10 protein-coding genes and 1 tRNA gene are annotated in these 8,108 nt (G+C 54.8%); all 11 read left to right on the top strand.

Features of this window, described 5'->3' with window-relative positions:
* The first annotated feature begins 105 nt into the window (after positions 1-105).
* Positions 106-738: an ABC transporter permease gene (locus ADICEAN_RS19350; RefSeq protein WP_009197352.1), complete on the top strand. Its 633-nt coding sequence runs from the start codon at positions 106-108 to the stop codon at positions 736-738.
* Between the two features lie 6 nt (positions 739-744).
* The gene (locus ADICEAN_RS19345) at positions 745-1,971 is read left to right on the top strand and encodes a PP2C family protein-serine/threonine phosphatase (RefSeq protein ID WP_009197351.1); all 1,227 of its coding nucleotides are present in this window, start codon (positions 745-747) and stop codon (positions 1,969-1,971) included.
* A 4-nt stretch (positions 1,972-1,975) separates the two neighbouring features.
* Positions 1,976-2,605 (top strand): polysaccharide deacetylase family protein, encoded by a 630-nt coding sequence (locus tag ADICEAN_RS19340; protein ID WP_009197350.1) that lies wholly within the window; start codon positions 1,976-1,978, stop codon positions 2,603-2,605.
* Positions 2,602-3,735, top strand: coding sequence for a glycosyltransferase (locus ADICEAN_RS19335; RefSeq protein WP_009197349.1), 1,134 nt, complete (start codon positions 2,602-2,604; stop codon positions 3,733-3,735). Before ADICEAN_RS19340 ends, ADICEAN_RS19335 begins: the two co-directional genes overlap by 4 nt.
* On the top strand, positions 3,699-4,502 hold the full coding sequence (locus tag ADICEAN_RS19330) for a TatD family hydrolase (RefSeq protein WP_009197348.1): 804 nt from the start codon (positions 3,699-3,701) through the stop codon (positions 4,500-4,502). Before ADICEAN_RS19335 ends, ADICEAN_RS19330 begins: the two co-directional genes overlap by 37 nt.
* Positions 4,495-5,568 carry an asparaginase gene (locus ADICEAN_RS19325; RefSeq protein ID WP_009197347.1) on the top strand — a complete coding sequence of 358 codons (1,074 nt, stop codon included), beginning with the start codon at positions 4,495-4,497 and terminating at the stop codon, positions 5,566-5,568. The genes ADICEAN_RS19330 and ADICEAN_RS19325 overlap by 8 nt, the downstream gene beginning before the upstream one ends.
* A gap of 95 nt (positions 5,569-5,663) precedes the next feature.
* Positions 5,664-5,752: transfer RNA gene (locus ADICEAN_RS19320), tRNA-Ser, on the top strand.
* A gap of 63 nt (positions 5,753-5,815) precedes the next feature.
* Positions 5,816-6,664, top strand: coding sequence for a MotA/TolQ/ExbB proton channel family protein (locus ADICEAN_RS19315; RefSeq protein ID WP_009197346.1), 849 nt, complete (start codon positions 5,816-5,818; stop codon positions 6,662-6,664).
* Between the two features lie 53 nt (positions 6,665-6,717).
* Positions 6,718-7,047 carry a hypothetical protein gene (locus ADICEAN_RS19310; protein WP_009197345.1) on the top strand — a complete coding sequence of 110 codons (330 nt, stop codon included), beginning with the start codon at positions 6,718-6,720 and terminating at the stop codon, positions 7,045-7,047.
* 5 nt (positions 7,048-7,052) lie between these two features.
* On the top strand, positions 7,053-7,604 hold the full coding sequence (locus ADICEAN_RS19305; RefSeq protein ID WP_009197344.1) for an ExbD/TolR family protein: 552 nt from the start codon (positions 7,053-7,055) through the stop codon (positions 7,602-7,604).
* A gap of 14 nt (positions 7,605-7,618) precedes the next feature.
* The gene (locus ADICEAN_RS19300) at positions 7,619-8,083 is read left to right on the top strand and encodes an ExbD/TolR family protein (protein WP_009197343.1); all 465 of its coding nucleotides are present in this window, start codon (positions 7,619-7,621) and stop codon (positions 8,081-8,083) included.
* Positions 8,084-8,108: the final 25 nt, after the last annotated feature.

The following is an 8,108-nucleotide window of genomic DNA, read 5'->3' as shown; positions in this document are numbered from 1 at the left end:
GCAGATCAGCCAACCGACTTGCTGGAGCGCTTTGAGCAGGAGCCTTGAATCCCGCTACTACCTGATGGGGACCGACAAATCGGGACGGGATATGCTGAGCGCCTGATGTATGGCGCCCGCATTTCCCTGTCAATCGGGCTGGTATCGGTGCTGGTGTCGCTGGTGCTGGGTGTGGGGCTGGGGGCCCTGGCCGGCTACTTTGGTGGCTGGGTAGATACGCTCATCATGTGGCTGATGTCGGTGGTGTGGTCCATCCCCGGCATTATGCTGGTGATTGCCATCAGCCTTGCGCTGCAGAGCCGGGGGGTGTTTGTGGCTTTTATAGCCGTGGGCCTTACCATGTGGGTAGATGTGGCCCGGGTTGTGCGGGGAGAAATTTTAAGTATTAAGGAAAAAGTCTATATTGAAGCTGCCCGGGCCTATGGGCTCAACAACCGGCAGATCATCTGGGGGCATGTGCTGCCCAATCTGGCAGGCTCCCTGATAGTCATAGCCACGGCAAATTTTGCCTCGGCCATTTTGCTGGAGGCCGGCCTGAGCTTTCTGGGGCTAAGCGTACAACCGCCTACCCCTTCCTGGGGCATCATGATCTACGAAGGGTATCATGCCATTGGGACCCAAAACAGCTGGCACCTGGTGGTATTTCCGGCCCTGGCCATCAGCCTGATGGTGCTGTCGTTTAACTTACTGGGCAATGGGTTGCGGGATGCCTTCGACCCTAAAACGCTTATTAAATGATTTTTTATGCCTGTAGTTGATTTTGAGCAGCGATACCGGCTGCAGCAGCTGGAGTTAAAGGCCGTTCTGGAAATTACAGAAGCCATTAACAACAATGTTTCGGAAGAGGATCTTTACCGTATTTTTTACTTTACGCTACGGGGCAGCCTGCATATCAGCAAATTTACCCTGCTGGTGCATAAAGATGATCAGTGGGTGTGCCAGGTACAGCATGGCACCAAACACAGCTTTGAGAAAATGGGCGCACATCCCTCGCTCTTTGAGCTTGCCAAGCCCACCACCACCGAACAGTTGCACCCGCAGCTGCAGGAGTTCGATTGGGTATTTCCCATCCGGCACAAAGACCGTACGCTGGCCTATTTGCTGGTAAGCAATAAAACCCATGAAGAGGGTGCTACCCTGAGCCGTCAGGACCGCTTGGATTTTGTACAGGCCCTTTCCAACATTATTCTGGTGGCCATTGAAAACAAAAAACTGGTGCGGCGCCAGCTGCAGGAAGAAGCCCTGCGGCGAGAGCTGGAACTGGCCCGGGGGGTGCAGCGCTTTCTGCTGCCCGATAACCTGCCCCAGACCAGCCAGCTTAAAGTGGCTGCTACCTATATTCCGCACCACCGCATCGGGGGCGATTATTATGATTTTCTGCGTATTGATGAATGCCGCTACCTGATCTGCATTGCCGATGTATCGGGCAAGGGCATGCCGGCGGCCATCCTGATGTCCAACTTTCAGGCCTCGCTGCGCACCCTTATCCGCCAGAAGGCCCCCCTTGAGACCATGGTGCGCCAGCTCAATGAGCAGATCTATGAAAGCGCCAAGGGTGATAATTTTATTACCGCCTTTTTTGGCTATTATGATGAAGCCGCTGCTACTCTTACCTATGTAAATGCCGGCCACCCGCCCCCAATGCTCTTTCGCAAAGATGAGTGCCAGCTGCTGGAGCAGGGTACCATGCTGCTGGGGGTGCTGCCAAAGCTGCCCTTTCTGAACATGGAAACGCTGGAGGACCTGCAGGAATTTCTCTTCTTCTGTTATACCGATGGGGTGTCTGAAACCTTTAGCCCCCAGGAGGAACAGTTTGGCATGGAGCGCATACAGGAGGTGGTGGCCCGCCACCGCAGCACCAGGCTGGAAGAGCTGCACCGCAATGTGATTGCCGAGCTGGACGGCTTTAAGGGGAATAATGAGTATGGCGATGATATTACCATGCTCTCCTGTTATGTGAGCCAGTCCTGAACCCATGTACCTGCACTTCACGCCCCGCTGGCTGCAGCAGCTCTACCCAAACCTGCTCTGGCACATGCCCCGCAGCAGCCCGGAGATCTACCTAACCTTTGATGATGGTCCCATACCGGAGGTTACCCCCTGGGTGCTGCAGCAGCTGGCGCAGTGGAATGCCAGGGCCACCTTTTTCTGTGTAGGCCAGAATGTGCAGAACCATCCTGAGCTGGTGCAGCAGCTTGTGCAGGCGGGGCACCGCCTGGGCAACCACACGTACCACCACCTGAAGGGTAGCCAGACCCCCCTGCAGGCCTACCTGCAGGATGTAGCCCGCTGCCAGCAGGCCCTGGCGCCCTATCTGGATCAGCAGGCACCCCTCTTGTTCCGTCCGCCCTATGGCCGCATGGGTCGCCAGCAGCGCCGGCAGCTGCAGGAGCAGTACCGCATCGTTATGTGGGATGTGCTGTCGGCAGATTACGACAGCCGTCTACAACCCCGGCGCTGCCTGGCCAAAAGCATCGCCCATACCCGGCCGGGATCCATTGTCGTATTTCATGACAGCCTAAAGGCCTGGGACCGCCTGCAGTGGGTACTGCCCCGCTACTTGGCGCATTTTAGCCGGCTGGGCTACAGCTTTGCCGCCTTATGAACCTGCTTGGTCTGCTTTGCCTGCTGGCAGGTTTGCTGGTAATTGCCCTGGATGTGTGGGCCTGGCTGCTGCTGCGGCGCCAGCGGGATACGCCCGGGCCAGTACCTGCCGACTGGCCGCCGGTTGCCGTGCTCCTGCCCGTCCGCAACGAGCAGGAGCACCTGCCCGCCTGCCTGCAGAGCCTCTTGCAGCTGGAGTACCCGGCCGATAAGCTGCTGATCCTGGTGGGCAACGATGCCTCTACCGATGCTACCCTGGCCCTGGCCCGGGACTGGAGTGCCCGCCATCCGCAGATACAGCTAGTAGATGTTCAGCATTCCCTTGGCCTGGCCAGGGGCAAAGCCAATGTGCTGGCCCAGCTGGCCAGAGCCTGCCCCCGGGAGGTGCAGTATTTCTTCATGACCGATGCCGATATTCGCCCGCACCCCGGCTGGTTGCAGCGCATGCTGCGAGCCCTGCGGCCGGGCATCGGGCTGGTAAACGGCACCACCACGGTAGGGGGCAACGGCCTGTGGGCCCGCTGGCAGCAGACCGACTGGGCCGTGGCCCTGGGCCTGGCCAAGGCCTATGCTCACCTGCCCGGGCTGGGGCAAACGCTTACGGCCATTGGCAACAACATGCTCATCAGCCGGGAGGCCTATGAGGCTACGGGCGGTTATGAGGCCATTCCTTTTTCCATTACCGAAGATTATGAGCTGCTGCTACAAATTCGCCAGCGGGGCTATGAAGCCGTACAACTGATGGATGCGCCCAGCAGTGCCCGTACCGAGCCTGTTGGCCACCTGAGCCAGCTGCTACACCAGCGCAAACGCTGGATGAGTGGCGCCATGCGGCTGCCCCTGCCCATGCTAGGGCTGCTGTTTCTGCAGGCCTTCTATTTTCCGGCAATTGTGGTAGTTTTGTGGCAGGAGCCTCTGCTGGGCCTTGCCCTGGTAGGTACAAAACTGCTGGCGCAGCAGCTGCTGGCCCATACGGTTGTACGCCGCAGGCTGCAGCAGCCTTACCGGCCGGGCCTCTGGCTGCTCTATGAGGGCTATTCCTTTGTCTTGAGCCTGGCCCTGATTGTGTTTTATTTTTTACCCCTGAAGATCAAGTGGAAAGACCGAAGCTACCAAAGCAATCAGCCCTGAGCTATATTGACTCCCACGCCCATATCTACAGCAAGGCCTTTGATGAGGATCGGGCCCAGGTGCTGGAGCGGGCAGCCGAACTGGGTGTCTACCGTCTCTACATGCCCAACATTGATGTGCCCTCCATCGACCAGATGCTGGAAACCGAGCTGCGCTACCCTCAGTGTGTGCCCATGATGGGCCTGCACCCCTGCTCGGTGCAGAAGGATTTTGAACGTCAGCTCTATACCATGGAAGACTGGCTGGGCCGGCGTTCCTTTGCTGCCATAGGCGAGATTGGCCTGGACCTCTACTGGGACAAGAGCCTGTTTGAGCAGCAGAAAGAAGCCTTTCGCATACAGGTAGGCTGGGCGAAGCAAAAAGGGCTGCCCGTGGTGATCCATACCCGGGAGGCCATGCCCCAGACGCTGGAGCTGCTGGAAGAGCTGCAGGACGGCCAGCTGCAGGGAGTGCTCCACTGCTTTACCGGCACGCTGGAGGAAGCCCAAAAAGCCCTGGCGCTGGGCTTTTACCTGGGAATAGGGGGGGTAGCCACTTTCAAGAATGGCGGACTGGATGCTGTAATCCCTCATATACCCCTCCAGAAGCTTGTGCTGGAGACCGATAGTCCCTATCTTGCTCCCGTGCCGCACCGCGGCAAGCGCAACAGTCCGGAATACATCCCGATTGTGGCCAGGCGGGTAGCGGAGCTATGTAAAACGAGCGAAGCCGACATTGCACAGGCCAGCACGGCCGCCACCCTTAGCCTTTTTCAAGCGCATGTTTAAGCCCAAGGTGAGCATAAAAACAGCAGCCCCCCGGGATCCGGAGGCCTCCCTGCTGATCATTTATACCGGCGGTACGCTGGGCATGGTATATGACAAGGAGGGAACCCTCATTCCCTTTGACTTTGAGCAGATCCTGGACCGAATACCCTCCCTGAGTCGCTTTAACCTGCAGCTGACAGTACTTTCGTTTGAAGAACTCATCGATAGCTCCAATGCCACGCCAGAAACCTGGCAGGCCATAGGGGCGGCCATTCGGGATAATTACGAACTTTATGATGGCTTTGTAGTTATACACGGAACCGACACCATGGCGTACAGTGCTTCGGCGCTGAGCTTCATGCTTCAGAATCTGCAAAAACCAGTGATCTTTACCGGCGCCCAACTGCCCATAGGGGCGGTGCGAACCGATGCGCGGGAAAACCTGCTGGCAGCTCTGGAGATTGCATCGGCCAAAAACCACCGGGGAGACGCCCTGGTGCCCGAGGTCTGTATCTATTTCAATTACCGCCTGTTGCGGGGCAACCGGGCCAAAAAGGTGCAGAGCATTTTATTTGATGCTTTTGAGAGCAATAATTACCCCCTGCTGGCCGAAGCCGGTGTGGAAATTCAGTACAAGCAGGAGGCAATTCTTACACCTGATTATGCTAAGCCCCTGAGCTACAGCTGCTGTTTTGATAATCGGGTGGCATTGCTCAAATTATTTCCCGGCATGGAGCCCCGCTATGTGGAGCACCTGCTGGAACTGCCCGACCTGCGGGGCCTGATCCTGGAAACCTACGGCAGCGGCAATGCGCCTACCTTTCCCTGGTTTATTCGGGCCGTTGAGGGGGCGCTGGCTGCCGGTAAAATTATTTTGAACGTTTCCCAGTGCCTGGGGGGCAAAGTGATGCAGGGACGCTACGGCACCAGCCGGCTTTTGGAAGATATGGGGGTGCTCAGTGGCTATGACCTTACTAGTGAGGCAGCTCTGGCAAAAATGATGCTAATTTTGGCCGCTGAACCCCAAATTGAAGCAGCCAAAAAAAGGATTATTTCTCCATGCTGCGGCGAAATGTCCTTGCAGTAATGCATAAAATTTAAAAAAGATTGTTGCGTAGAGCCGATTTATTACATTTATTTGTGCCTTATACAAAGCAAGAAGTGCTTGTATAAACTACATACAGAGAGGTGGCCGAGTGGTTGAAGGCGCACGCCTGGAAAGTGTGTATACCTGTCAAAGGGTATCGAGGGTTCGAATCCCTTCCTCTCTGCGATTTTTTTAGAATGAAAATCAAACAACAACCTATACCTACTAAATTTCCACACAACACACTATGAAAAAGTTATTTACACTGCTGATGCTTTGTGGTGTTTTGAGCTTCGGTTCATCAGCTGACGTATTTGCACAAGGGGCAACTACCACGCAGACTACAACTACTGCTGACGAGGATACCGCTGCTCAGGCTGCTCCTGTAGTACAGGATACGCAGACCACCACCGATCCTACCCCTGAGGCAGATGTACTGGGAGCAGAAGGCGAAGAAGCTGGTTTCCATCAAAGCGTAAAAACGAAATTTATTGAAGGTGGCTGGGAGTTCATGGGCATTGTACTGCTTTGCCTTATCCTGGGACTGGCCGTTGCCATTGAGCGGATCATCACCCTGAACATGGCCACTACCAACACCAAAAAACTGCTGGCCCGTGTAGAAGATGCGCTGGCTACCGGTGGTGTGGAAGCTGCCAAAGAGGTAACCCGCAACAACAGCAGCCCTGTGGCTTCTATCTTTACCCAGGGCCTGATGCGTAGCTCAGAAGGCATTGATATGGTAGAGAAATCTATTATCTCCTACGGTTCTGTAGAAATGGGCCGTCTGGAAAGAGGTCTGGTGTGGATCTCACTTTTTATCTCACTGGCCCCAATGCTTGGGTTCATGGGTACGGTACTTGGTATGATCGAGGCCTTCGATAACATCGAGCGTCAGGGTGATATCTCTCCTGTAGTAGTAGCCAACGGTATCAAGATCGCCCTTTTGACCACCGTAGCTGGTCTGATCGTAGCCGTAATCCTGCAGCTGTTCTACAACTACTGCGTGTCTAAGATCGACTCGCTGGTGAACAAGATGGAAGATGCTTCTATCGCTCTGGTAGATATGCTGGTGCGTCACCAACTGGCCCGTCGCTAATCCGACCGAGCCTGCATTTACCCTATTGATTCACCTCTAATCCTACTACACGTATGGAAATGGATTCAACCTTATTGGACATTATACTGTACCTGGGGTATTTTCTGGTGATCTTTGCGCTGGCGGCAGCTGTAATTCTGCCCCTGATCAAATCGCTTGACAATCCCAAGGGACTACTGAAAGTAGCCGCGGGTATAGTGTTGCTGCTTGTAATATTTGGTATTGCCTATGCGTTATCAAGTGGAGACATGGCCGCACGCTATCCTGATCTGACTGAAAACGGTTCTAAAATGATTGGTGCTGCCATTGTTACCATGTACATCCTGATCATTACAGCAGTACTGAGCATAGCCGTAACAGAAGTATCAAAGTTTTTCCGTTAAAGAGTATGGCGAGAAAAAGGAACCGGGAAAGTGCCGAAGTGAATTCCAGCTCAATGGCGGACATCGCCTTTCTGCTGCTGGTATTCTTTCTGGTAACCACTACCATCCCCAACGAGAAAGGTCTTCTGATTCAGCTGCCCCCGGCTGATACAGAAATAACCGACGTCAAGCTAAAAGAACGCAATGTGTTCACCGTTCGGATCAACTCGGCCGACAGACTTCTGGTGGAGAACGAGCCCCTGGAGGATGTGTACCGCCTGAAGCAAATGGTGAAAGACCACGTAATGAACCCCAGACGGGAAGGTGATAAGGCAGAAAGCCCTGAAAAGGCCGTAATCTCGCTGAAGAACGACCGCGGTACCAGCTACGATCGCTTCATTACCGTGCTGGACCAGCTGCAGGGTGCTTACTACGAGATCTATGCCGAGCGCGCCGGTGGGCTTACCGCCCAGGAGTATCGGAACCTGGACCGTACCGATCCCCGCCAGCTTGAGCTGTATAACAAAGGCAAGGAGGGAATCCCTATGGCGATCTCCATTGCGCAACCTACTAAGTAAGGAGGAATACTAGTATGAGTAAATTTAAAAAGAAAGCAGCCGCCAAGCAGGAAATTCCAACCTCTGCGCTGCCGGACATTATCTTCATGCTCCTGTTCTTCTTCATGGTGACCACCGTAATGCGGGAAGCCGAGCTTAAAGTAGAGCAAAACCTGCCCCTGGCAACACAGCTCCGCAAGCTGGAGAAGAAAAATCTGGTAAGCTACCTGTACATTGGCAAACCCCGGGAAACGCACCGCTTTGGTTCTGAGCCCCGGATTCAGGTAAACGATGTGTTCATCACCCCTAATGAGGTGGTGCAGTTTGTAGAGGCCGAGCGTTCAGGCATGAACGAAGCCGACCAAAACAAGCTTACCATGTCCATGAAGGTGGATAAAGAAGCAAAGATGGGTCTGATTACCGACGTGCAGGAAGAGCTTAAAAAAGCAAACGCCCTGCGGGTGATGTACTCAACCCCTCAGGCCATGGAACGCGACTAGTTCCGGTCCCTGGCTACAAAACAAA

Origin of the sequence: Cesiribacter andamanensis AMV16 (assembly GCF_000348925.1) — a bacterium.
Taxonomy (GTDB): domain Bacteria; phylum Bacteroidota; class Bacteroidia; order Cytophagales; family Cyclobacteriaceae; genus Cesiribacter; species Cesiribacter andamanensis.
The sequence above is the reverse complement of the archived record's forward strand: the minus strand, read 5'-3'. Positions and strand labels throughout refer to the sequence as shown.